The organism is uncultured Sunxiuqinia sp., from assembly GCF_963974515.1.
In the GTDB taxonomy this organism is placed as follows: Bacteria; Bacteroidota; Bacteroidia; order Bacteroidales; family Prolixibacteraceae; genus Sunxiuqinia.
In genome coordinates this window covers 15,164-41,424 of the sequence record NZ_CAXBDD010000002.1, presented here as the reverse complement: position 1 = coordinate 41,424, position 26,261 = coordinate 15,164, and the positions used below count along the sequence as shown (strand labels likewise).

The 26,261-nt window shown below is 44.2% G+C and carries 19 protein-coding genes; 16 read left to right on the top strand and 3 right to left on the bottom strand.

Going from position 1 to position 26,261, the window contains the following annotated elements; all coding sequences use genetic code 11:
- Positions 1-174: 174 nt before the first annotated feature.
- The 9 genes from AAC033_RS00865 (at position 175) to AAC033_RS00825 (ending at position 13,793) form a co-directional block, all read left to right on the top strand.
- Positions 175-2,403, top strand: coding sequence for a hypothetical protein (locus AAC033_RS00865; protein ID WP_339734366.1), 2,229 nt, complete (start codon positions 175-177; stop codon positions 2,401-2,403).
- 154 nt (positions 2,404-2,557) lie between these two features.
- Positions 2,558-2,941 carry a response regulator transcription factor gene (locus AAC033_RS00860; protein WP_339734364.1) on the top strand — a complete coding sequence of 128 codons (384 nt, stop codon included), beginning with the start codon at positions 2,558-2,560 and terminating at the stop codon, positions 2,939-2,941.
- A gap of 61 nt (positions 2,942-3,002) precedes the next feature.
- A complete protein-coding gene (locus tag AAC033_RS00855; protein WP_339734362.1) occupies positions 3,003-4,394 on the top strand; it encodes a HEAT repeat domain-containing protein in 1,392 nt (463 codons plus the stop codon).
- Positions 4,391-5,818: a glycosyltransferase gene (locus AAC033_RS00850; protein ID WP_339734360.1), complete on the top strand. Its 1,428-nt coding sequence runs from the start codon at positions 4,391-4,393 to the stop codon at positions 5,816-5,818. The genes AAC033_RS00855 and AAC033_RS00850 overlap by 4 nt, the downstream gene beginning before the upstream one ends.
- A 75-nt stretch (positions 5,819-5,893) precedes the next feature.
- Positions 5,894-7,960, top strand: coding sequence for an LTA synthase family protein (locus AAC033_RS00845; protein WP_339734358.1), 2,067 nt, complete (start codon positions 5,894-5,896; stop codon positions 7,958-7,960).
- Between the two features lie 14 nt (positions 7,961-7,974).
- The gene (locus AAC033_RS00840; RefSeq protein WP_339734356.1) at positions 7,975-9,243 is read left to right on the top strand and encodes a YaiO family outer membrane beta-barrel protein; all 1,269 of its coding nucleotides are present in this window, start codon (positions 7,975-7,977) and stop codon (positions 9,241-9,243) included.
- 4 nt (positions 9,244-9,247) lie between these two features.
- Positions 9,248-10,426 carry a hypothetical protein gene (locus AAC033_RS00835; RefSeq protein ID WP_339734354.1) on the top strand — a complete coding sequence of 393 codons (1,179 nt, stop codon included), beginning with the start codon at positions 9,248-9,250 and terminating at the stop codon, positions 10,424-10,426.
- Position 10,427: 1 nt separating this feature from the next.
- Positions 10,428-12,485 carry a glycerophosphodiester phosphodiesterase family protein gene (locus AAC033_RS00830; protein ID WP_339734352.1) on the top strand — a complete coding sequence of 686 codons (2,058 nt, stop codon included), beginning with the start codon at positions 10,428-10,430 and terminating at the stop codon, positions 12,483-12,485.
- A 90-nt stretch (positions 12,486-12,575) separates the two neighbouring features.
- Positions 12,576-13,793 (top strand): hypothetical protein, encoded by a 1,218-nt coding sequence (locus tag AAC033_RS00825; protein WP_339734350.1) that lies wholly within the window; start codon positions 12,576-12,578, stop codon positions 13,791-13,793.
- Positions 13,794-13,865: 72 nt separating this feature from the next.
- Here the strand turns inward: AAC033_RS00825 and AAC033_RS00820 are convergent, their stop codons facing one another.
- The 3 genes from AAC033_RS00820 to AAC033_RS00810 all read right to left on the bottom strand — a co-directional run bounded on the left by AAC033_RS00820 (position 13,866) and on the right by AAC033_RS00810 (position 18,798).
- Positions 13,866-15,128, bottom strand: a complete 1,263-nt coding sequence (locus tag AAC033_RS00820) for a DUF4374 domain-containing protein (RefSeq protein WP_339734348.1) — start codon at positions 15,126-15,128, stop codon at positions 13,866-13,868.
- 50 nt (positions 15,129-15,178) lie between these two features.
- Entirely contained in the window at positions 15,179-17,530 is a 2,352-nt protein-coding gene (locus AAC033_RS00815; protein ID WP_339734346.1) for a TonB-dependent receptor, read from the bottom strand.
- Positions 17,531-17,955: 425 nt separating this feature from the next.
- A complete protein-coding gene (locus AAC033_RS00810; protein ID WP_339734344.1) occupies positions 17,956-18,798 on the bottom strand; it encodes an HU family DNA-binding protein in 843 nt (280 codons plus the stop codon).
- Positions 18,799-19,629: 831 nt separating this feature from the next.
- Between AAC033_RS00810 and AAC033_RS00805 the strand changes: the two genes are divergently transcribed.
- The 7 genes from AAC033_RS00805 (at position 19,630) to AAC033_RS00775 (ending at position 26,249) form a co-directional block, all read left to right on the top strand.
- On the top strand, positions 19,630-20,580 hold the full coding sequence (locus AAC033_RS00805) for a histidine kinase (protein ID WP_339734342.1): 951 nt from the start codon (positions 19,630-19,632) through the stop codon (positions 20,578-20,580).
- Entirely contained in the window at positions 20,577-21,221 is a 645-nt protein-coding gene (locus tag AAC033_RS00800; RefSeq protein WP_339734340.1) for a response regulator transcription factor, read from the top strand. The genes AAC033_RS00805 and AAC033_RS00800 overlap by 4 nt, the downstream gene beginning before the upstream one ends.
- A gap of 113 nt (positions 21,222-21,334) precedes the next feature.
- On the top strand, positions 21,335-22,651 hold the full coding sequence (locus tag AAC033_RS00795) for an alginate export family protein (RefSeq protein ID WP_339734338.1): 1,317 nt from the start codon (positions 21,335-21,337) through the stop codon (positions 22,649-22,651).
- A 24-nt stretch (positions 22,652-22,675) separates the two neighbouring features.
- Positions 22,676-23,614: a substrate-binding domain-containing protein gene (locus tag AAC033_RS00790; RefSeq protein WP_339734336.1), complete on the top strand. Its 939-nt coding sequence runs from the start codon at positions 22,676-22,678 to the stop codon at positions 23,612-23,614.
- Positions 23,615-23,675: 61 nt separating this feature from the next.
- The gene (gene pstC / locus AAC033_RS00785) at positions 23,676-24,563 is read left to right on the top strand and encodes a phosphate ABC transporter permease subunit PstC (RefSeq protein ID WP_339734334.1); all 888 of its coding nucleotides are present in this window, start codon (positions 23,676-23,678) and stop codon (positions 24,561-24,563) included.
- Complete coding sequence (locus tag AAC033_RS00780; RefSeq protein WP_339734332.1) at positions 24,560-25,414, top strand: ABC transporter permease subunit; 855 nt, start codon at positions 24,560-24,562, stop codon at positions 25,412-25,414. The genes pstC and AAC033_RS00780 overlap by 4 nt, the downstream gene beginning before the upstream one ends.
- A 4-nt stretch (positions 25,415-25,418) precedes the next feature.
- Complete coding sequence (locus AAC033_RS00775) at positions 25,419-26,249, top strand: phosphate ABC transporter ATP-binding protein (RefSeq protein WP_339734330.1); 831 nt, start codon at positions 25,419-25,421, stop codon at positions 26,247-26,249.
- Positions 26,250-26,261: the final 12 nt, after the last annotated feature.

Sequence of the window (26,261 nt, the reverse complement as noted above, 5' to 3'; positions counted from 1 at the left end):
CTTGAGTTTAACTTAAGCGACTTTCGTCGTTTTATCCGTCTTAAATTTTCCTACTATACGTTGGTCGTGAAAACAAGTCCGCAGCATGTCTGACCATCTGGCAGGCTGGTTTGGCTTGGAGTACTTTTTGATGTTACTAGTTTTTCGTATCTTTTAACACTTGAGATAACAGCTATGACAGACAAAGAACTCCACAGACAATATGCCGGGATTTGCAGCAGCCTGGCCGAACGGAAATTGAAACCTGCCTTCGACCAACTGATGAAACTCATCAACGAAAACGGTCTGGGCGCGTTGAACGACGAATGGCGTGAGCTGGATCAAACCTACCACTACATGCTGCAATACACCGTTGAAGGCACGCGGGACCCGGAGCGCCAAAAGGTATATCGAAAACTCATTGTTTCGGCCTTCGAACTGGTTGATAAGGTGAATGAGGCGATTCGTTATAAATATTCATCTTCTATCGAATACGAACGGAAAAGAGGATTTGAGAGTCAGTGGATCAGCGATTTCGAAATGTTTTTGACCGAATTGGAGGCGTTTTATCATCACCGCGAGTTAAAGGCATTAGCCGAAAACCGAAGCGTGGGCAACTCAACAACATCAGAAGCAGCTGGCAAGCACCGGCAGCAAATGTTCCGGTTATTTTATCATTTGTGGTTTCGCAATCGCCTGAATGCTGAAGAAGTCAAATTTCTGAAACAGTTTTTTGCAAGCCCGGCAATTCTTTCGTTTTACAAGTCATTTATTGTCACTGCCTTAATACTAAGTCAGCAGCGCTATTTTGATGATGGGAAACTGAGCTTGCTGTTCGATGCTTATGAGTTGGAGGAAGCAGCCATCGCCCAAAGGGCTTTGGTCGGATTGCTCATTAACCTTTATAAATACGATTCCCGGTTGGCCTACTATCCTGAAATTACCGCACGTTTGGAACTCTTAAACGAAGATCCGGCCTTTAAACGAAACCTGGAACGCATCATTGTCCAATTAATCCGGAGTAAGGAAGCCGAGAAACTTCAACAGCGGATTCGCGATGAACTGCTGCCCGAAATGATCAAGATTAGCCCCATACTGAAAGATAAGCTCAATCTTGATAGTTTGATGGAAGAAGGACTTTCGGAAGATAAAAATCCCGAATGGCAGGAAATTTTTATGGACTCGCCGGGATTGATGGACAAAATGGAGGAGTTGTCAGAATTGCAGATGGAAGGAGCTGATGTGTTTCTCGGATCATTCGCCCTGTTGAAATCGTTTCCCTTTTTTAATGAACTTGCCAACTGGTTTATTCCATTCTTTGCAGAAAACCCTGAACTAGCCCAAGTGCTTGATGTGTCGACTGAGGTCAACCGAATGTTTGTAGATACAATTGCCAATGCACCAATTTTGTGCAATTCTGACAAATACTCGTTTAGCCTGAGTATTCACAACCTGCCAAAAGAGAACCGCGAATTTATGATCCAGGGACTGAAAGCAGAGATGGAACAGCTGCGTGAAATTGAAAGTGACGAAGGACTGACTGATCCCGGAAGGAAAGCCGGGGATATTTCCAACCAATACATCCAGGATTTGTACCGCTTTTATAAACTACATCCGCGGAAAAGTGATTTTGAGGACGTTTTTAACTGGCGGTTTGATTTTCATAACCAAAAAACCTTGGGCAGTATTCTGAAAGAAGACGAGAACATGCTTCGGAACATTGCGGAATACTATTTTTCGAAGAATTATTTTGAAGAAGCATCCGGTATTTTTGGCTACCTGCTGACCATTAAGAAAGATGGCGAACTGCTTCAAAAAATTGCCTTTTGCCATCAAAAGCAGGGCAACTTTCAAAAGGCGCTGGAAGCATACCTCGAAGCGGAATTGTATGAGCCCAATCGCTTGTGGAATCTGAAAAAGATTGCTCTTTGTTACCGAAATCTCAAGCAGCCAGCCAAAGCATTGGAATATTACAAAGAGGCTGAAAGACTGAATGCCGACGATTTGAATAATCAGTTAAACGTGGGGCACTGTTTGCTTGAGCTTGAGCAATTTGACGAAGCACTAAAATGTTATTTCAAAGTAGAATACCTGGCTCCCGGAAACAAGAAAGTATGGCGCCCCATTGGCTGGTGTTCGTTTTTAACCGGAAAAAAAGAGCAGGCTGAAAATTACTTCCTTAAGCTGATTCAAGAACAGCCGAGCAAGCACGATCTGATGAACATGGGACACGTGCAGTGGAGCATGAATAAGCGGAAAGCAGCGCTGGACTACTACAAGCAATCCATTTCAAAAAACGGTTTTTCCGAATCTGAATTCATGGACGTTTTCGAGGAAGACCTGCCACAGTTGCTTCGCCAGGGGATCGACCAGGACGATGTGCCAATCATGCTCGATCAGCTGCGTTATTTTGTAGAAGGATAGCTTGGGGTTTTATCTGCACAAGAGAAGGCATATCGCGGTGGACTTATCAATAATCTCATGATTTGATATGAAATATGAATTTTAATTTGTATTATTGGCACGTCAAAATTTATATTAAAGAGTCTCATAAATTCAAGAAGAATTAGAAATAAGTATGGATAATCTTGACCTTAATAAGAAAAAAACAATTGTTATTGTAGAGGATAATGATTTGCTTAGCAAGGTATTAGAATATCGCATGGCGAAGGATGGCTTTCGTGTGGAGGTTTTTAATAATGGGGAGGAGGCCATTGAATTTTTGAGCTCTAATTCTTTTGATCTTTTGATAACGGACTTATATATGCCGTTTTTGAATGGAAGTGAACTTATTCAATATGTAAGGGACAAGATATCGGACACAGTTCCGGTAATGGCGATTTCATCAACACATGAAGAAGATGTCATTGCCAATGTTTTTAATATTGGAGCGAATGATTTCATCGTTAAACCCTTTCGGGCCGGGGAGTTAAGTGCTCGAATAAAGCGATTGTTGGGATAACAGGGATTTTAAATTTTTGTGGGACGGGAAAGTGAATGTGAAGTAGGTATAAAAATTTAAGATGAAGAAATTTGGGCGTTATTTTTTGAGGGGAGGAATCTTTATTGTTATTCATTCTTTGTTCTTTTTATGGGGACAAGTTCAGGAGATTCAGGCAGCTGTTAGTTTTCCGGAAACGAATGCGGCAGCTGATTTGGTTCAAACAAGTGAAGATGGAGGAATTGCACTACAGAATGCGAGTATTCGTTTAGACGCGCGGGGAATAGCGCAGGAGAACCCATCAGAAGTAATCAAGTCGGGCGGCGGTACAACCAAAATATTATTCCTTTTTTATAAAGGTGTTATAAGTGATTTCTTTGCCTTTGTTGATAAAATTTCGCTCGGGTATAGTCTATTGTTTTACCTGGCCTTATTTGCCCTATTTTTCCTGTTTAATATTGCCTTCGTTGTAGTTGTTACCGTTGTTTCAAACTCGATTTTCAATAGAAAGAAAAGCTACTACAAGTACAAGCGGAAGGAAATTATTGACATCGTTTCGCCGTATTTTTACGATGACTTAGATGATCATGAAGAAGCAGCGATTGTTGAACTGCTAAGCCAATACAAATCATCAAAAGACAAACAGATTATTATTGATGTCTTGATTGAGGGCAAGCGAAATTTCACGGGCGAGGGCTCAATTAAGATCAAGGCACTGTATCAAGTACTGCAACTCCATAAAGTATCGCTGCGCAAAATCAAGTACGGCAACTGGTATCGCCGCTCTGTCGGTCTAAGGGAATTGGCTTTTCTCGGGAGAAGAGCCTTTAAGACAGAAATCGAAAAATACATCAACGACAACCATCAGTACGTTCGGACTGAAGCCATTCTTTCCTACATGTTGCTGGACGATAAGAATCCTTTCGGATTTTTGATGGAGTTGAAATACTCGTTTGTTAGGTGGGACTCGCTAAGTATTTACTATACCATGTATTTTAATGGCATTTCTCCACCGCCTATGGCTCCCATGTTAAAGCATTCAGATTTGCAGGTGCGTTTGTTCCTGCTTCGGATGATATCCATTTACAATCAGCTGGATGCTGTCAGAGACGTTACGAAATGTTTGTTGGACGAGAATCCGGAAGTCAGGCAGGAGGCAATCGTAACGCTTAGGGCCTTGGAATATTACCGGATAAAGGTCCTCATGAAGAACAGGTACGTTGATGAATGTCATCCGGTAAAGTTGGAGATTCTTCGGTCAATGAAGCATTTTATTGAAGATGATGATATATCATTCGTTGAAGAGCGTGTACGCAAGGGATCATTTGACGAAGTTTTTGAAGCCGTCAAACTGCTCTACAAATTTTCGGGCTATGGAGAGCAAAGGCTTTGGCTGCTGAATGAAGAGCTTGGAGGGAAAATTGCGGTATTTATCAAACATGTGGCTGAACCAAGAAATAAACATGTAGCATGATTAAACTTATCCTTGTCGTCCTTGAGTATATATTCCTCGTGTACGCGATCCTGATCGTTGTTCATTATTTGATTCTGGCGATTGTTGCGCTGTTTGAACTGCGAAAAGTCGTGCGCGAAAATAAACTGGCTCAATATAAATCATTGATGGTATACGACCGGGTTCCCTGGGTTTCAATCGTTGCTCCGGCATTTAACGAGGAAAGGACCATTGTTGAGAATATCAACGGCTTGTTGCACCTTCGCTATCCTAAATACGAAATCATTGTTGTTAATGATGGCAGCAAGGATGAAACACTGCAAACAGCCATTGATGCTTTTGAGCTGGTAAAAGTCAATTTTGCAGTCAATTCGGTGCTCGATTGTAAAGAAATCAGAGGAATTTACCGATCAAACCTGGAAACTTACTCCAACTTAATTATTGTTGATAAAGAAAATGGCGGTAAATCGGATGCGCTGAACGCTGGAATCAGTATTGCCAAAGGGGAGTATTTTATGACCATTGATGTGGATACCATTATTGATCCATATGTCATTCAATACCTGATAAAGCCATTCCTGGAATATTCTGATTCGAAAGTGATTGCCACTGGTGGTACGATCCGGGTAGCCAACTCCTGTGAATTTAGGAAGGGACATCTGATTAACGTAAAGATTCCAAAAAATTTCCTGGCCCGATTTCAGGTGCTGGAATACAACAGAGCTTTCCTGCTTTCGAGATTGGCCTGGAAAAAGCTGAATGGAATGATCCTCATTTCCGGAGCTTTGGGCATGTTTGACCGCGAACTGGTTTTGAAATGTGGCGGTTACAGTACCAAAACGGTTGGAGAAGACATGGACCTAATCATCCGGATGCGAAAATACATGTACGACCGCGATGAGAAGCACCGCGTAATATTAGTTCCGCATCCGATGAGCTGGACTGAAGTGCCGGAAGACTGGCGAGTATTTGGCAGGCAACGTACTCGCTGGACCCGAGGCTTGATTGATTGTATGGTTAACCACCGGAAAATGTGGTTTAATCCCCGTTACAAGATTGTTGGCTTGCTAAGCATGCCGACCACCGTCCTCTATGAGTGGTTGGCCCCCATGATTCAGACGCTTGGTATTTTCTATTTTACTTACCTGGTGATCATAGACCATGTTAACTGGCCATTTTTTCTGGTTCTGTTACTTTTTGTTTACTTTTTTGGAATTGCATTTTCTACCTGGGCTATTTTGTGCGACCATTTTGCTTATCACAAATACACCAAAACAAATCATATCGTCAAGCTATTATTTATTGCATGGATTGAAGCTTTCACGTTTAACCTGGTTAACAGCTTCTTTTCTTTAAAAGGAAACTTTGAGTATTTCTTCAAAAAGAATCGAAATGGCTGGGGAAATATGTCGCGTACAGGATTCGTGACAATTAAAAAGCCATAGTTGTTACGTATGTTGTGGTGGCGTAATGACTCAGGTGATGACTTGAAGATGAAGCAAGATTGAAAATTTATAAGGATGAAATCAAAAGAACGAAAAAGCAATATTTTTAAAGATTTGACTCGCTGGTTTGGCGGATATGCGGTTGTTCTGCTAAGCCTGTTGTTGTTGCTGCGAATCTTCGAGATTTTTAGCGGTAATATTTCGCAGCTCCTTCCGGAAGAAAGCGATTGGAACTATTATGCCAGCGCATTTTATTTCGATCTGATTTATTGGCTTTTCATTGTTCCCATACTTTTTGTCATTTTTCTGGCCTGTTGTTGGTTGTCAATCCGGCTGGCAAGGGTCGTTGCGGTTGCCTTGTTTAGTTTGGTGGTATTGGGGCACGGCCTGCTGGGACAATATTTTTCAACTGTCCTTAATCCACTTGGAGCCGACCTTTTTCATTATTCACTTCAAGAGATTCGCCAGACAGCCGGTGCTGCCATAACCGGACCTATGACCATTGGACTGATGATCGGAATTGCACTGATTGTACTTGCCTTCACTTTTGTTCCGAGGTATCTGAAACTCCCCGCAAAGGTGATTTATGGCCTTTTGGCTATTAGTTTTTTAAGTTTCTTTTTTGTCGGAATAGCCCCTGCCAACCCCAAAGCAGCGTTTGGCTCGGAGTTTTTAGATCATTCTGCGATAAACAAATCGGCCCATTTTTACCGCGAAGCATTCTATCATCTTTCCGGTTGGGAGCAGGACGAAAACCTTCCCTTATTTGCCGACTCTTTTTTGGGCTACAATGGTCAATCAGGGCAAAAATGGTTGAATAAATTTGTCTATCCCGATGCTGTTCAGTTCCCTTTCCTCCATGAGAAAAATAGGGTTGATGTATTTTCGTCTTTCCTGAAAAAGAAGGATACGCCGCCGGATATTGTCATGATCGTGATTGAAGGGCTTGGGCGCGCATTTAGCAACGATGATGCCTACATGGGAAGTTTTACTCCGTTTCTGGATTCCTTGTCCGACCATAGCTTGTACTGGGAAAATTGCCTAAGCACCAGTGGTCGTACGTTTGCCGTTTTGCCATCTTTGCTTGCTTCGTTGCCGTTTGGCGAACATGGTTTTGCCGAAATGGGAGAGGAGATGCCTCCGCATCAAAGCTTAATTAATTTGTTGCAACACAACGGCTATCATTCCAGGTTTATGTACGCCGGTGATTCCGAGTTCGACCAGATGAAATTGTTTATGGAAAGACAGGGCTGCGACGAGATTATTGATAAAACGAACTTTGGCGCCGGATATGAATTATTGCCGGGCAATGCCTCCGGATTTTCTTGGGGATATGGTGATTTCGAATTGTATCGACGCTTTTTTAACGCGCTAGACGATACGGGCCATGACAGTCCCAGCGTAAATGTTTTATTAACGGTTGCAACGCATAGCCCGTTTCTGGTCAACAATCAGGAACAATATCAGAAAAAGTTCCATCAGATTTTACCAAGTCTCGAACTTGAAGGGCAAATGGAAAGCTTGTGCCGGACTTACCAGCAGCAGCTAGAAACGGTTTTGTATATGGATGATGCCTTGAGAAGTTTTTTTGAAACCTATCGGAAACGCGATTCTTTCGAAAATACCATCTTCATCATAACCGGCGATCACCGGATGCCGGAAATTCCTATGACAACAAAAATTGACCGTTACCATGTGCCATTCATTGTGTATTCTCCGCTGGTTGCAAGGCCAACGAAGTTTTCCTCCGTGGTTTCGCACTTCGACCTTACGCCGAGTTTGACGGCCTTTCTTGAGAATGAATTTGAATTTGATATGCCCGGACTTGATTGCTGGATGGGAGCTGGACTGGATTCAACGCTGGTATTCTCGAACAAAAATACATTCCCTCTGATGCAGACTAAAACAGCGATAAGCGATTTGGTTTCCGGCGAATACTTTCTCAATGGCGACAAGATCTATCGTCTTGGTCCGCATATGACTTTGGTTGATGAAGATGATCTGGAAATAACCGATCGTTTGAGTTTGGAAATGCAACGATTTAAGAATAGAAATACGCAGTTGGTACAAGGAAAAAGGCTATATCCGGATTCACTGATTTCGGGCTATTCGCCACCTTTGGTTCAATTGGGTAAGCCGTAAAAAACAGGAACAGCATGAACAGAATAATCACCGTAACATTTGCGCTCTTTTTATTTGTTTCACAAGGAGCTACTCAAAAAGTCAATGCACAGACGGATTATACTTCGGACGAACTATTCGTGCTCGCCCGGAAAGCTGCTTTTGACGAAGATGATTATCCCAAAGCAATCGAGCTTTCGATGCAGGCACTTCAAAAGAGTCCTGATTACAGCGATATTCGAATCTTTTTGGGGCGAATTTACACCTGGACCGATCGGGTGAAAGAGGCCCGTGAATCGTTTCAGTACGTTTTGGAGCGCTATCCGGGACACGAAGATGCGTCCATGGCAATCACCGATCTGGAATATTGGAATGACAATGATCAGGCAGCGTTGGAGTATTGTAATGAAGGTCTGTCTGAACATCCCAATTCGGAAGGATTGTTATTGAAGAAGGCCAGAATCCTGAATAACATGAAGCGGTTTGATGATGCATACCAAGTCGCCGAAGCGTTAGTTGAGCGTTATCCCAAAAATCAGGATGCCCGTTCATTACTAAGCAATATTCGTTATGATTCTGCCAAAAATAAGATCAGCATTTCGCATGATTTCAGTTGGTTTAATCAGAAGTATCCGGATCATTTGCACGAAAGTCCCTGGCACATTGTGGGAATTGATTATGGCCGGTACACCAAAGTTGGTTCTGTTATTGGCCGTATCAATTGGGGTGAACGTTTTGGAAACCAGGCTTTTCAATACGAAGTTGATGCTTATCCTCGTTTGTTCAAAAATATCAATGCATACATGAATGTCGGCTTGTCCGATCATTCGGCTGTTTTCCCCCGGTTTAGGGCTGGCCTATCGCTGTATTTTAGTCTGCCTAAAAGCTTTGAAGCTGAGGCAGGTACGCGGTTCCTGCATTTTAGCAGCAATACTTGGATTTATGTGGCCAGTGTGGGTAAATATTACAAAAATTATTGGTTCAACCTAAAAACTTACCTGGTTCCTGGAAATCAGCAAGTATCCCACTCGTACACCATGACTACTCGCTATTATTTTGGCGGGGCCGATGACTATTGGAAATTCAGCTTTGGCTATGGACTTTCGCCCGATGATGCTGTTTCATTGCAAAGCTACGTAAGCGACTACCGGCTAAAATCAGCTCATGTTGGCTTGGGGTTGAGAAAAAGTATAAAGCGGTTTAATGTGATTGGGCTTTCCGCATCCTTTATCAATCAAGAGTTTGAAAAGGACCAGAAAGGCAACCAGCTAAATACTTCAATTACCTACATTCGTAAATTCTAGGAATATGAGCTTATCGTTTGTCAAGCAGGTTAGGAAAAGAGTCTTTTTTGGGGTTCTAGCAGGCGTCATTATTCTATTCCCTTTGGTTATTCTCCTGATCATGAAAATGAGTTGGAAAGTAACGCCTGCAAAAATGGTCAACGTGGCTTACCTCGATAAAACAGATGCTTCCGATGAACGCCTGGCCCACAACGCTTTCTTTTGGGTTCTCCAGAACCAACAAATCAGAAAACAGGATGGGACACCCTATGACAAATCAAATGACTATTGGGGCGTATTTTCTGATAAAACCGGAAATCACCGGTTCAACGATTTCGATCAATTGTCCGAGCTACAACTAGATTCATTAAGTCGGCAAACAGATGTTTTGATGTTTGCCGACACGTATGGCGTTTACGCTTCTGAAACTGAAAGCGAAGGATCGGGGCTGATTTATGGGGGACTGAGTTCCAGCGACATTTCTTTGTTTCGAAAAATGAAAAAAGAAGGGAAAACCATCATTGCTGAATTTAATGTGCTTCAAGCGCCAACTTCGAGAGTAAGTCGTCGACAATTTCAAGAAGAAGCAGGGATCCATTGGACTGGATGGACTGGAAAATATTTTGAGTCATTGAATCCGGAGAGCGAAACATTGCCGGCTTGGGTAATTCATTTGTATAGCGAAAATTACCAAGAGGCATGGGATTTTCATGGGGCGGGGATTATCCTGGTTCACGAAGATGGGCGCATGGTGGTTTTATCTGAAAAAAATGACCTGAACGCTGCGATGCCTGAAATAAAAACATTCGCCTATGGTCTGAATCGACTGAAACTACCCCCATTGCAGGAGTTTCCTTATTGGTTTGATGTGATTGAGTACAATGATTCGATCAACCACGCCATCTCGGCTTACCAGTTACACCTGACAGATCAAGGAAAATCAAAATTGAACCAGCTTGGAATTTCTGATCGTTTTCCGGCAATTCTGATGCACCAGGCACCTGATTATTCGTTCTACTATTTGTGTGGCGATTTCAGCAGCAAACCGGTAGATCTATCAACCAGTCGTTTGAAGGGAATTCAACATTTCAGTTCAATTTTGAAAGGGAGGAAAGGGACGTTTGGCGAAGATGAATTCTTCTATCGTTTCTATTTTCCGCTGATGCGCAACATTATGAATAAACACAATCGTCCCAAACCTTAACATGAGACTACTCTGCTTCCTGATTCTTTTTCCGGGTTCATTCATTGGGTTGGCCCAAACCGTGCAAAGTCCGGTTGAGTTTCCTGACTGTAATTTCACAGCGGTAGCGCACCGGGGATACTCTGAGTTTTATCCTGAAAATACCTTACTTGCCATCGAAGAAGCCTTTAAGCGGGGAATCAAGTATTGCGAGGTTGATGTGGCCATTTCAGGCGACGGCGTTTACGTCCTGCATCACGATCCATACACCATTGCGCGGACAACCAAAGGTGAAGGGGTTGTGGCTGACAATACGTTTGAACAACTCTCCGGACTTGACGCAGGCGATTGGAAAGCAAGTTTTTTCAAAGGGATAACGGTACCATCATTAGCGGATGCCTTGAAAATAGCTCAAAAATACGATGCGTTTCTTTACCTGGATGTTAAAGATTTTGATGCGAAAGCCCTGGCGAACACACTGGCTGATGCCCAAGTGGATCCAAGCCGGATGATGCCCGCCATTACAAGCCTCGAATCAGCAAACACGTTCCATCAGTATTGCCCTGATTCTCCTTGGGTATGGTTTGGACCAGATCCGGATTCGCCAGAGAACAAGAATTGGTTTGATGAACGCACAGCTCTTGGATGTCAGGTGTTTGAATTGGCAGAAGATAAAGTACTATTTGAAAGGGAATGGTCGTTGCAATTTATTGAACATGCCCATGCTGCCGGTGCAAAGATTTGGGTCTATACCATTAATAGTGAAGGCAGGATCAAAGAATTTGCAGACCTGGGAGTTGATGGCGTTGAAACCGACCGGCCTTATGTGGCCCAGCTCTACGTGTGTGGGCACAATCCGGTATCAACCTATCCCAAAGCGGAAACCACCGGAAACTGGGATTTTAAGAAACGGAACTTGGAAAATACAGGTATTGGCTCTCGTTTAAAAAGTTTTGTAGGAGAAGGAGGACAACTTCAACTCGTTGAGTTTGGATTAACAAGTGATTTTGGTATTTCGAAAATTGCAGGGAAAGATACGGTAGTGGCCAAAATTCCGGCTTACGACCCAAATAACGGGCTGTTTGCCTACGATAATTTTATGATGGAAGATTCCGGAGCCGTTGACTTCAGCTATTCGGTTATCATGGATATTTATATTGAAGCGAAAGACAGTGGTGGTTACATCAGTCTCATTCAGACCAGTCCAGACAATTTGAATGATGCCGATTTTTTTATCGCTCCCGATGCCAGCATGGGCACCTATGGCGAATACCATGGCGAGTTTACTTTTGACGAATGGCACCGGGTCGTATTTGTGCATGATGGTAACGTGGTGCGAAAATACTTGGATGGAAAACATCTTGGAGATGTGGAGATTAGCGGATCGCGTTGGACTGCGTTCAACAACATGGCTTATCATGGGAAACATGGCTTGTTGTTTTTTGCCGATGAAGACTTCGAAACAGCCGAAATTTATGCCAGCGCCCTTCAGTTGCGGAATTATGTCTTGTCACTATCTGAAATTTCGGCTTTAGGCGGAGTCAAAGTCGATGGAATACCGATGAATAACAAAAAAGTGTTTTCAACCGGAATGGATAAGCTGGAAAGTGAGCTGGTGGACTGGGAGCAACAAACAATTTTTTTTATGCAAGCCGGAAGCAGCGCTTCTTTGACAATACCTTACCACTTAAAACTAAGTTACGGAGCAACGACAAGCATACCCGAAAGCGGTGTGTTTGACTTTAGCAGCGGCGAACAAACCTTTCAGGTAATTGCTGCTGATGGTTCTTCCACCAACTGGACCGTCCATCCCCTGCTTACCGTTGGAATCGAGGATTGGAGCAATAAGCCTATGGTTTTGGTTTACCCCAATCCTTTTCACCATCACCTAAAAGTGAAAACCGATACGGCAGCACATTTGGAGCTCATCGACACGATGGGGCAGGCGTTGTACCGGAAAGATCTGGTGGCGGGCGAAAACATGTTGAGTATTGGAGACTTGCCCCCGGGAACGTATCTTTACCGGATCCGAAGTGAGGAGGGGTACTCGACCAATGGGGTTCTCCTGAAATCAAACTAGCAAATCGGCCGGAGATTCGAAGCGATTTTGGTTTCAACACCTGATTGCTAAAAAGCGCTTCGGTTTTTGTGCAATTAAAGGGAATCCAGTATGAAATATCGTTGTTTATTTTTTGCGTTTCTATTTTTAGCTGCGATCGCGCAAGCTCAAACAATTGGAGCCAAATCGTCTTCAAATAAAATTGCGAATAGGTCAGAAGAAGCGGTTTCCGCTGACAGTGTATCGGTATTTACGTCGGGTAGTTATTCGGTTTCGCAATACCAAATAGGAGATGAAAATGTTCAGGTGCTGGATCTCCAACGCGATAAAGGCTACTATTCCATTCTGCAAATCAATTCGCCCAATAAAACACCTTTCGAATCAACGCTGGCATTAATGAACGAATCGGACTCGATGGGTGTCGAATTTCTTGACCTGTATAACCAGAACTATCCCTCGGAGCGTCAGTTTGGCATCCGCTTGCAGAAAAGGGGCAAAGGCGCTTTCAAACCATTTGTAATTGATTTTTCGGATGGGATGAAGAAGACCAAGATTTTTCAGGCTACCAGCGACCAGATCAGTACGTTTTATGGAAGGCTGCAAGTGGAAGGGAATTTTCTCTCCGTTCAGGGAAAAGGAAGTGGCTATTCTTTCTCGGCCTTGGAACTAAAAAGCGATGAGGATGTACCTAAGCTTTGGCAAATATCACATAAACAAGATGTTCCCCATGCCTTATCCTTTTCCTATTATGATGGCGACGTATGGAAGTTTCCCTTGATGATTTCGGAGAAGGGAAATACGTTAGTTGGCTCGATTAACGATCTGAGAAATGCCCGTTTCCAGGTAAGTGGAACCTCTTGGTTTAATGGAGATATACAGCTTCAAGATGCAATCCTTTCTCTTACAGGCCGTGATAGCCGGATTTTGTTTGAAGCAGGCCAAGGCACTCACGGAATAAGTTCGGTAACGGGCTTTTTGGGGTTTGACTCAGAAAATGGAGATTTGTTGCTTGGAAAAACGGATTCAAAATCCGAAGAGAGCGAGCCCGTTTCACTATTGGTTTCGGGTAAAACGGGTGATGTTTTTATTGGAGCCGATCGCTCGCAGGAAAGACTGCAGGCTGTTGGCAAGCTTCATGCTGCGGACGTGATTGTTGATTCCTCCACGCTTTTGGATGGCGAATTTCCCGATGAGCTGAAAGCGTTCATGGAATCGGGTGGGAGTGAGCTTAGCTTGGTTTTGCTGAACCGCTTACTGCTTGAAAAAGTGGAGGAACTCTACCTGAAGGTAAATTCGTTGGAAAAACGCGTGCAGGAGTTGGAGCAGTGATTTTTTTCCTTTGTGTAACAAGAAAAGCTACACCTGTTGCATCACAATCAACAGGTGTAACATCTGGAATTTCTAATAATCAATTTTATATACCAATGGAACGGTAGCTCCATTGATAAGCGCTCCTTTCACAGCTGTCGCCTTATCAATGTCAATAGCATACATCCTGACTTCACTTTCCGTAGCAATATCATGATAAGCAATACCATCCTCAATAAAGGCGCCTCTTGACCAACCACCTCCATGGACAGGAATGCCGTCTACCGGCGTAACCGTTTTGCTTTCCAGATCGACAATGGCCATTTCAAAGGCGTATACATGATCGTTTGTTGCCGCCCATACGGTTTTAATTTCATCATCGGTTTCCACGGGGATGTATCGGACGAGTGCTTTCCCATCACCTAAATAATTTCCAAATACAATTCGTCCTGCAACAGGGCTTTCTTCGAAATTGATGAAATAATCCGCATCAAAATTGTCTTCTCCATTTTTAATGCGCAGAATACCGGAAGGACTACCTGTTTGCGTGTAACCGGAAGCATACGATCCAGTGGAGAAGGTATAAATATCTCCTTCTTCAGTTACCGAGATACAGGGTTGTGAACCATACATGCCAATCGGTGCAGTGCGCTCGTCTTTCAAGGTAGTCACATAATCAAGCGAAGGATACGCATAAACCGCGATATAGGCTGTATCCATAACAGGTGTCTTCCAGGTTTCACCATGTAGAGGGTAATAAGGCACATAAATCTTGTCGCCCCGTACGACAGCTCCGGTCGGCCATAAGTTGAGCTTGACATCGCCATGCTGCATGGACATGCTGTTAAACTGGCGGCTGGTGATTGATTTTGATTCGGCATTGATCACCATAAACTCGCAATCGTAGCTGCCACCTCCCCATGGAGCGCCTATTCCAATCATGTTCTCTTCGTCGGCAATACCCATGCAATCGAGCCGATCGGCATAAAAATTACCGGTTTGCTGTATATTTCCGGCAGCATCCAAGCTGTAGGCGATTGTTCCTTCATCACCATAGTTGATGCTGAAGAATGAGTTTTTCAAGCCAAAATAATAATTCCAACCAGCCTGTTCAATACCCAGGCCTTCAACCGACAGTTCGCCCGATATCAATTGTTCCAAGCTGTCAAGTTTCCAGACATAATCGGAGGTTCCATCGGCTCCCTGGGTTCTGAGCGAGAAAATATATCCGAAGTTTTCATCTGTTCCGTCCGCGCCATCATCAATAACATCGTCGTCTTTGTCGCAGGAGATCATGACAGGAATGATCACAAGGCACACCAGGTACCATTTCATTTGAGAGATTGTATTTTTCATGATTTAAACATTTTTAGTGATTATTATTTGCAATTATCTGATTGGATGAATCATTGTAAAAAGTAACGCAACTTGATCACGAACGAACGGCCCGGCTTTTGAATGTTGTAGTAATCGTACACCTTGGTGTCCGTAAAGTTCTGGCAATCAAAGCTGATATTGTACTTTCCGTTATTCAGCAAATAGGCCAAGCCAATATTTCCCGTAATCTGCTGCGGAATAGACCGCTTATTATCGGGACTGCCATATTTGGGCCAATAGAGGTAAAAGGCTTCCACGTAATTGCAGCTCAAAGTAATAAAGAGCCGGTCATCGTTGCGAAGCAATTCCCGGAAGTTAAAACCCATGTTGGCATTTCCGAAAAGGTACGGGATGTTGGGGACCTGTTGCTGGTAAGTATCATTTATTTGCTGTGTTCCGGGGACGTATTGATCGGTATTGACCAGCTTTTGCCAGGTTCCGTTTACTTCAAAAGTAAACCACCCGCCCTGCTTGTAACGGAACGAAGCTTCAGCACCCGTGCCACGCACGCTGCTCAGGTTTTCGTAAACTGTCTTGGCACCATCAATTGTATTGCGAATAAAATCGGAAGCATCGCGGTACACAAAGCCGGCCTCGGCATTTAGCTGGTTTCGCGGATTTGTTTGGATAAATGCCAAGCCAACATTCAGGTTATTGCTTTGTTCGGCCTTTAAATTGGGGTTACTGTTGATGTTTAGCCCATCGCCAAGGATCTCGGCAGGAGAAGGCAACCGACTGGTTCGTTCGTACGAGGCCTTGGCCTGCCACTTCGGAGATAAGTGCCATGCAGCAGCGATTCCGTATCCTGGATTTTGGATGGAGGATGAGATGGTAACCGTATCGCCAATCACCAGTTGATTGTTCATGAGAAACAATTTTCCGAAGACGGATACCGACAGACGCTTGTCGTGCGACGTTAGTTTGTACTCAAGTCCGCCGACGTGCTTCGAAATAGATGGTGAATTCAAACCATATTTATCGGGATTGTATTCGTCTTCTTCATCCCGCACATAGTCGTTGTGCACGTGGTTGAAGGTGAACAGCTGGTTTCCCGACAACCGGTAGATCAGGTTGGTGTTGATCAGCCAATTGCGTTCGTTGTATAGGTAGATTGTCTTTTCTCCCAATTCCCCCTGTCTGGCATTGTCACCGTAATTGCGGGATGTGGAATTCCCCGTCCAGTCGTAAACAACCGAGCTGGTATCAACCGACCGGTTTTCAGCAAGGTAGTACGAGGAATGCATTTTCAGGGCAAGTCCGTCAGTCAAAAAATCTTCCTTTTCGAACCTGATGGTAGGCGTTATACTTTTCCCGTCGGTAAACGCCTCGCCAACCACCCGCTGCATATTGGACCCCTGCTGGATCTCCTTTTCATTACCGGAAACCATCAGCCCAACAAGCAGCCGATCGGCATAGGATTTGCCCAAAACGCCGACTTCGGCTTTAATTGTCGCCGATTTGTAGCCGTCGTGAAAATGCTTGTATTCCTGTACCGGACCATAAACGCCGGTGTTTGGATCGGCAATGCTCAGGTCCACACCATAGTTGTTGTCTGAATAGTTGACAAAGGCGTTTGTGTTCACGGTAAAGCCGTTTTTTGAACTTTGTCTGAAGTTGGCGGACGCCTTATGGCTGTTAAACGATCCCAGGCTATACGACACATCCAGGTAATCCTTGCTTTTTTGGTTAGTGATCACGTTAACAGCCCCACCCAAGGCATCGGCCCCAAGGCTTACCGGAACCACGCCTTTATAGACTTCAATTCGCTCGGCCATATTCACCGGTATATTATCGAAAGAAAGGGCTGAACCAAAGTTCTCCAGCGGAATCCCATCGATAAAAAACTTCACCTGGTTACCGGAAAAGCCATTGATCGAAAAATTGAACCCGGAGCCCATTCCGCCCGACTGCCGCACCCGGACGCCTGTTGTGCGATTTAGTACTTCATTGATACTGGCTGTGGTGTTGTGGAGTTGACTGGCATCGATGGCCGAAATATTAAAGGCCCGTTCACGCGCTTGTTGTACAATGGTTTTAGCGGTAACCTGTACTTCCTCTATTTCAGCGACCTCTTCTTCGAGTATGATATGCTGAACCAACCGGCTTTGCCCGTCTACCGAAATACTGATTTCATTCGTCTTGAAACCAATAGCCGAAGCAACCAGCGTATAGTCTCCAGCTGGAACTGCCAGGCAGTAGTCTCCACTTTTGTCGCTTGTAATGCCATAGGTTGTTCCCTTCAAAAAAACAGAAGCGAAGGCAACCGGCTTTTTATTTGCATCCTGAATATGTCCTGCTATCACCTGATTGTTCTGCTGTGCAAAAACAACAGCGACTGTTATTACCAAGACCACAACTGTTCCCCAAAGCCTTCTTTTCATCCTGAAAAAAATTATGAACTATAAATTACTGTTTGTCGAGTCAGCAAAGTTAGCGTGGGAAACGAAAGCCTGCCATCCCAATTACTGGGGGTATTTCAACGAATTGCGGGAAAGCAAATACAGGTAGTTATCAAAAAGCAAACATGCATCTTCCTGAAAACTGTAAATTTTATCCGGGGCACAGTCGAATAATGCTCCTCTATCGCTATTTGTGGGGATTGGGCATTATCCGGATAAAGTCAAAGGTGATTTTGCACATAGGCAACTTAAAGAACTGATCGAGCTACTCATGCGCGTATGAAGTATCACCTGTAAAAATGGGACAATTCAATATTTAATAAGAAATTGCCCTTAATGACGATTCAATTTTGAAAAACAAGAGATGAGCCGGAGCAATCATGGGCTGGTGTATAACCCTACCGGATTTATCTATCACCATAACCATCGCCATCTGAATCTTGCGGATCAGTAGCAATGGCCGTAACATCGAGTACACCATCACCGTCATCATCAGGATCGCCCAAGGAAAAACTCAAGGCTTTATATTCTGACACGGTTACAAGCAGTTGATGGTTTTGCGTCACTTTTGCTTTTGACAGCTTCCCATTACTGGAAGCAGGACTGTTGCCCCGTATGGTATTAGATACGTTTGCTACAAAAGCATTCAAGGCATTTCCGGCATCAGTCTTGGTTAATTTTGCCTCATCGGCTACCAGGTTGACCAATTCATCGGCTAATTTTTTCAAATCGGCTAGACGTGCGTTACTTTCGTTAGATAAACCGGGAGTGTTTCCATTCTCTCCAAAATGAATTAACTGTAGGTGATCTCCATTGCTTAGTGATTCCGACAGGCTCGAAAATATTGAATTTAAAGCATTTCCGGCATCAACCTTGGTTAGATTTGCATCTTTGGCCACAGCAGTAACCAGCTTATTGCTATTGATCGGCATGTTCTCTTGCGAAGCACCTCTTTTCAAGGTGATGTTGGCATATTTTGTTCTTCCTGGCTTCTTTCTCACTAACGCTGCACTTGATCCGATTTCAATACCGCTGGCGGTACCACCAAAATTATTGCCAGGCATCGCCTTTTCAGGACCTGTGGTTTGGCTCCACGTGGTATCACTTGCGTGGAGTGATTCGGGTATATTTCCGGGATCAATTGTTTGTCCGCCTTCCCTAATGGGAAGTTTTCGTTGTTGCTGATGCGACGACTGACCTTCGGCGTTAATAAACGCCAGTACAAACACGAGAAGTAATACTGTTTTCATCCGTTGAGTTTTTAGTTTAATTTGGTATTCCACGGTAAATATAGCATAAAACACCAAAAGATATCAAACTCCGATTATTGATATTAATGACACCGCTTTCTGGAAACTAAGGCAATGTCCATAACTTAGTCTAGACCATCCTGCGCTGTTCCCGGAATAATCACCAGCGATTCCCACCCAAAAGTTCAGCACCTATCTGAAAAAAGAACAAGTATTTTTTGCTCCGAGTAACGCTCTTCACAGTCTATCAGAAAGATTCCTCATCTTGTTTCTCAGGTGATTATTGACAAAGGCCTTTACCAAGGAGGAGAGAAGGGTCGTGAAATCTACCACATCAGGGGTGCAGGTGTTTAGCGTTCAGCAAACTTATCTTAATTTACTGATTGTCCACGCTCGGTCCCTGGCCTGAAACGGATGTTGACCGATTGAAGTTGATCGGTTGTGCATTCCGATTCCGTTTCGGCCCCTTCGCAATTCAAATTTAACAGAAAACTTACCCAGTCGCCCATCAGAACAATATAGCCATCCAACAGGTAGTTTCTAATAGTATCTTGCAGTTCATCGATCACCAGGGCACTTAGCCACGGCTAAGTGTGGCATTTTTACTGTCGGATTCGGCGACCTCTTATACTGTTTTGAGGGGAATCCGCTTGGGAGTAATAAACCATTTTTTGTCTGCCTATGGGTTTTGAGGGTTGATTCGTTTGATTTTTGTGTAAGCGATTGCCATGATTTAAAAGTCAGGTACATTTCCAAAAAAAAATTATATAATTTGTATCTTTTCACTGCCCTAAATTTGCACTTTTGTTTGATTATTTAATTTTTTTAACCATGCTAAAATTTGCGTTAGTGCTTTCCATACTCTTTCAGCTGGGAGCCACGGTTTATGCCATCAGTTTAATCCGCCGGACGCGCTACAGCGTATCGTGGATTCTAATTTCATCGGGCTTAGTCTTGATGGCACTGCGGCGTTTGTTCGACTTTTCAACTCTTTTTTGGGAATCAAGACTGTTTCAACAAGAAGAAATCAACAGTTGGATCGGAGTGCTCATTTCTGGATTGCTATTCATTGGGGTCATTTTCATCAAAAAAATATTCAATCTTCAGGATCAGATTGAACAGCTACGCCTTGACAATGAGAAGAAAACACTTGCGGCAGTTCTGGAAGCGGAAGACAAAGCGCGTCAAGCCTTTGCCCGCGAGCTACACGATGGACTTGGGCCTGTTTTATCATCGATCAAAATGTCGTTGAGTGCAATTGATCAGGATAGCATGGAACAACCGAACCGACGGATTATTGAACGCTCCAGCCTGGCGACCGATGAAGCGATTACCTCCCTTAAAGAAATATCCAACCTCTTAAGTCCGCACATCCTCGAAAATTATGGATTAATCAAAGCGATCAAGGCAACCACAAGCCCGCTGTTGGAAGGATCACAAATTCAGTTTGAGATCAATTCGAATTTTAGTGAACGTCGGTTTCACCGCAACCTGGAGATCAATGTTTACCGGATTGTTTGCGAGTTGATCAATAATAGCATAACTCATGGTGCCCCAAGTTACATCAGGGTCGATATTATCGAAGAGCAGCAGGTTATTTTATTAACCTACAAAGATGACGGTTCGGGCTTTGATCTGGATAATCGTTTGCAAGAGAAGGTGATTACGGGGATGGGCATGGAGAACATTTTCTCGAGAATTAAACTACTCAAAGGTCAATATCAAATTAATACCTCGCCTGACAGTGGTTTCATCATCACTTTAAAAATTCCGGTTGAATGAAAAGACTGAAGCTTTTTTTGGTCGATGACCATGACTTATTCCGAGAAGGGTTAAAACTCTTATTGTCCGAGTGGGACTTGATAGAAGAAATTTATGAGGCGGAGAATGGTCAGCAATTTATTGAAAGTCTTCGTCAGCATCCGGTGGATCTTGTTCTGCTCGATATTGAAATGCCGGTAATGAATGGAATGGAAGCGGCGAAATTGGCCAGGGAAATTAACCCGGAAATGAAGATCATTGCGCTTTCCATGTATTCAGATGAAAATTACTATACCAGTATGATTGAGTCAGGCGCTGATGGTTTTCTGCTGAAGAATTCAAAATTCGCCACCGTAAAGAGAGCCATTGAAGAGGTTGCGGGCGGCAAGAATTATTTCTCTCAGGAAATTATTCAACTGTTGGTCAGGCACCTCAATAAGCAGGAGAGAGCAAAAGACAATCTGGTGATCACCGACAGGGAAATGGAGATTCTGGGTTTGATATGCCGTGGGCTTTCCAATACTGAAATAGCCAAAGCGCTTCAAATTAGCAAACGAACCGTTGAAAAGCATCGGCAGAATTTATTGGATAAAACCCAATCGAGAAATACGGTGGCCTTGGTTCTTTATGCGATAAAATCCGGGTACTTTAATGTTCGGTAGTTCTTTTGCTCATTCGGCTACGCAAAATTACGTAAGCCGAGTTTAGGCTTTAAGGCTGTTCCGGTAGTTCTTGCAAGCTGGTAGTTTTGTCATGGAACAATCAACAAATTACCATGATACGAAAACGTACCCTGAAAGAAAACACCAAGCTACTCGGTAAAAAACAAAAGCATGCGATACGAACAGCTTGTTTCCTGCTCATTGGCATGACGTTTTCAACACCTCTTTTTGCTCAATTTCAAATTGATGCACAGTTTCGAAATCGTTTTGAACTGCGCGATGGCTACCGTAAGCTGGCAGCCTATGGAGCTACGCCCGCCGTTTTTATTTCGCAACGGACACGCCTGTCGTTCAGTTACGAAACGGAAGGGCTGAAAGTGAAGTTTACGCCACAAGATGTCAGGGTGTGGGGCGACGAACAACTGGCCAGCTCCACCAGCGTATTGGGCGACAACGCGTCGCTTGACCTTTTCGAAGCTTTTGTTGAGATTAAGACAGGTGCCACAGGTTGGCTTTCGGTGGGCCGCCAGCAACTGGTTTATGACAACCAACGAATTTTAGGAGCCCGTAATTGGAACCAGAACGGAATAGCCTACGATGCCATCGTTTATAAATGGCAGGCTGAAAATCGTGCCTTCCACCTGGGAACTTGCTGGAACTCCACGGGCGAAAATACGTCTGACAACTATTACGACCCCACGCGTATCAAGTCACTAAGTTATATCTGGGCCAAAAGCAGCCTGTCCGAAAATTGGGATTTGTCCCTTTCTCATGTGGCTTCGGGTGTAACTAAATCTGAAACCGACAACACGCTTTACTTTCGTCAAACGACCGGAGTATATTCAACTTATAAAAAGGGTGATTTAAGCTTCTCAGGAAATATCTATTACCAGTTCGGGAAAAACCGATCAGGGAACAACGTAAGTGCCGTTTTGGTTGATGTCGAATCTAAATACAAACTGGGAAAATTATCGTCGGGCATTGGACTCAGTTACCTTTCGGGAAACAGCAAAACTGGTAGCAGTCATCAAACCGGCCATCTGTTTGATGTCCTCTATGGTGCACGCCATCGCTTTTTTGGGGGAATGGACTATTTCCGAAGTTTTGATTCGCACACCAAGGAAGGTGGCTTGGTTGATTATTATTTCTTCCTCGATTACAAATTCACGAAGAACACCAGCCTGCGAAATGCCGGTCATTACTTTCAATTGGCACAGACCAACCCGGCCACTCCGGATGACAGAAACCTGGGGTATGAAAACGACCTGGTGCTGAAATACCATTTTGCCGGCTGGGGAGCACTGGAAAGTGGCTATTTATTCTATCTGCCCACCGGCTCGCTAAAAACGATTCAGGGAGTCGAAGATGATAAGTTCTCACAGTTCTTGTACGTGCAACTAACCGTCAGCCCGTCACTTTTCAAAAATTAAAAAGCAATTATAAAAATAAGAGATATGAAGAATAGAAACTTAGCTTTGTTTTTGGCCATCGCCATCAGTCTTTCCGCTTGTTCTTCAGGCCAAAGGAAAGAACAAACCATTAGTCTTTCCGGGGCGTTCGCACTCTATCCACTGGTAATTAAGTGGAGTGAAGAATACCAGAAGGAAAACCCCGGAGTCCGGTTCAATATATCTGCTGGTGGGGCAGGAAAGGGGATGGCTGACGCTTTGTCGGGTACAGTTGACCTGGGCATGTTCTCGCGTGAGATTGTCCAGGAAGAGATTGACAAAGGTGCCTGGTGGGTGGGCGTTACCAAAGACGCAGTACTCCCAACCATCAATGCGAAAAGTCCGGTGTTAAGTGCCATTCAACAGCGTGGGCTCACCCGCGACGAGTTCCGCAGCATCTTTGTTACGGGTGAAATTATAAACTGGAACCAACTTGCCGGGATTGAAACTGATTTGGCTATCAACGTTTTTACCCGTTCCGATGCCTGTGGTGCTGCCGGTACCTGGGCAGCCTACCTTGGCGGTCAACAGGAAGACCTGAAAGGCGTGGGCGTGTTTGGTGACCCCGGATTGGCCGATGCCGTGGTGAAGAACGAAAAAGGGGTGGGTTTCAACAATACAATTTATTTGTATGACATTCAAACTGGCAATAGAAACCAGGGGATTGAAGTCATTCCCATCGATGTGAATGAAAACGGAGCCATTGATACCGATGAGGCGTTCTACGACAAATTTGATAAAATACTGGCTGCCATTGCCGAAGGGAAATATCCGTCGCCACCAGCCCGCGAGCTATACCTGGTATCTAAGGGTAAACCGGAGAAACAAGCTACGATCGACTTTTTGAGGTGGGTGGTCACCAAAGGACAAGCTTTCGTTTCCGAAGCTGGCTATGTGCCGCTGACAAAGTCAAGACTGGAAGAACAGGTATCCAAATTAAATTGAGCCCGTTCGAACGAACATGTACTTTGAATTGGGCGAAGAAATATAAAAACGAACTTATAAAATGAACAGAGGTAGAAGGCTGACTGACCTTATTGTTACGATATGGATGCGGGGAGGATTGTATTTATTATTGTCCATTCCGGTTCTGATTGTTATTGGACTTTATTGGAAGGCCGCTCCACTATTGGTTCATCATTCCTTTACTGAATTGATCTTTTCCACAAAATGGTTCCCGATGAAGGGTGAGTTTGGGTTTATGCCCTTTATTTACAGTTCGGCCTACGTCACTGTCTTGTCGTTTATCCTGTCGGCTCCTTTATGCCTTTTTGCCGCTGTTTATCTGACTCAGTTTGGCAAAATACGATTGCTAAATCTGATGTTGCCGGTAATCGATATTCTGGCAGGAATCCCGTCTGTGGTGTACGGGGTATGGGGCGTGCTGGTCGTTGTGCCAGCGGTTTCAGACTACGTGGCACCCTTTTTTGTAACCGCCAGTTCTGGCTACAGCCTGCTTGCTGGTAGCGTTGTTTTGGCGGTCATGTGTATCCCCTACATGCTGAACATGCTGATCGAGGTCTTCCATACCATTCCGGTGGGCATGAAGGAAGCCTCGCTGTCATTGGGGGCAACTCATTGGGAGATGGTGAAACATGTCATATTTAAAAAAGGCTTTCCCGGAATCATCTCAGCTTTTGGGCTGGGCATTGCCAAAGCCTTTGGCGAAACCATAGCCGTACTGATGGTGGTTGGCAACACACTCGACATTTCGGTATCACCCTTCAGCCCGGGTTATCCACTGCCAGCCCTGATTGCCAACAACTATGGAGAAATGATGTCGATACCAGACTACGATTCGGCGCTGATGTTTTCCGCGCTGTTGCTATTTGTAATCATCCTGGTCATTAACCTGTTTTTCCGATATTTCATTCATAAAACCGAGAAATTATGAGAAAATGGAAAATCATAGAAGAGCAAATCTTTAAGCTAATCTCATTAGTGGCTGCCTATTCGGTTATTGGCATCTTGTTGTTCCTGCTTTTCGTGGTGTTCAACAAAGGGGTTGGAGCCTTGTCGTGGGACACCATTACCAAACTGCCCGAAGGTGGCTATTATTTCGGTGGTGAAGGTGGGATACTCAATGCGATTGTCGGCTCATTCTACCTTTCGGTTGGCGCTACGTTGCTGGCCGTGTTTATTGGTCTGCCGGCAGCTTTGTTTATCAACGTGCAGCTCATTAAGATGAAACGGGCGCAAAATACCATCCGCTACCTGTTGGATGCGCTGTGGGGCATCCCCTCCATCGTTTACGGAGCGTTTGGCTTCGCAGTCATGTTGTTTTTTGGCTTGAATGCCTCGTTGTTGGCCGGAATCATTACCGTTGCCTTGCTAATTACCCCGATCCTGGTGCGGGCTTTTGATGAAGTGCTGAAAACCGTTCCGGTGGAGTTGCAGGAGGCTTCTTTTTCACTGGGAGCAACCCGCACTGAAACAGCGATGAAAGTTTTATTTAAACAAGGATTTGCAGGCTTTATCACGGCTTTGTTGTTGGCTTTCGGCCGTGGAATTGGCGACGCAGCCTCCGTTCTTTTTACGGCGGGCTACACCGATAATATTCCCATTACCCTTGATGAACCGGTAGCCACACTGCCGCTGGCCATTTTCTTTCAGCTTAGTTCTCCCATTGAAGAAGTTCGACAACGCGCCTATGCCGCCGCAGTTGTTTTAACCTTCTTTATTCTAGTTATCAGTGTCTCTGCACGACTGTTATCCAAACGGTATTCAAAAAGTATAATTAAATAGAACGATGATGTTTACAGAAAAGGTATTCAAGCAGACAAGTGTACACACCAAATCAAAATTGAAGATGAGCAAGACGGGCATCGAAAAACCAATTATTCAGATCAAGGGACTAAGTGTAAAAACCCGAGAAGGTGAAATTCTGAAAAATATTAACCTGGATATCCCCCGAAATGAGATTGTGGTTTTGCTGGGACCTTCGGGCTGTGGTAAAACCACCTTGTTGAAAAGTTTGAACCGCTTAACGGATTTGCACAAGGAACTGATCGTCAGCGGCGAAGTATTCATCGACGGGAAAGATATCCTGAAAGCCTCACACGATCTCCCTATTATGCGGCAAAAGATGGGCTTGCTGTCCCAGCGACCGTTTCCCCTGCCTGTTTCAATTTACAAAAATGTGTCCTATGGTTTAAAGCTGAAGGGAGTCCGCAACAAAAAGCTCATTGCACACAGCGTGGAGTCGAACCTGAAGCGGGTGGGCCTGTGGGACGAAGTGAAAGACCGCCTGAACAGTCCGGCAACCAGCCTCTCCATTGGTCAGCAACAGCGTCTTTGTTTGGCTCGCGGGTTGGCCGTGAAACCCACAATTATCCTGGCCGACGAGCCAACTTCAGCTTTAGATCCCATTTCTACCAAGACCATTGAAAACCTCTTCAAAGACTTAAGGGAGCATTACACCATCATTTTGGTAACCCACGTATTACGGCAGGCCGTTCGTTTGGCCGACCATGTGGTATTTATGTATTATGGCGACATCATTGAACAAGGACATCCGGATGAAATCCTGAAAAATCCGCAGACGGAGATCCTTAAAAAGTACTTGATTGATGGGAATTGAAGTTTTGCGGCG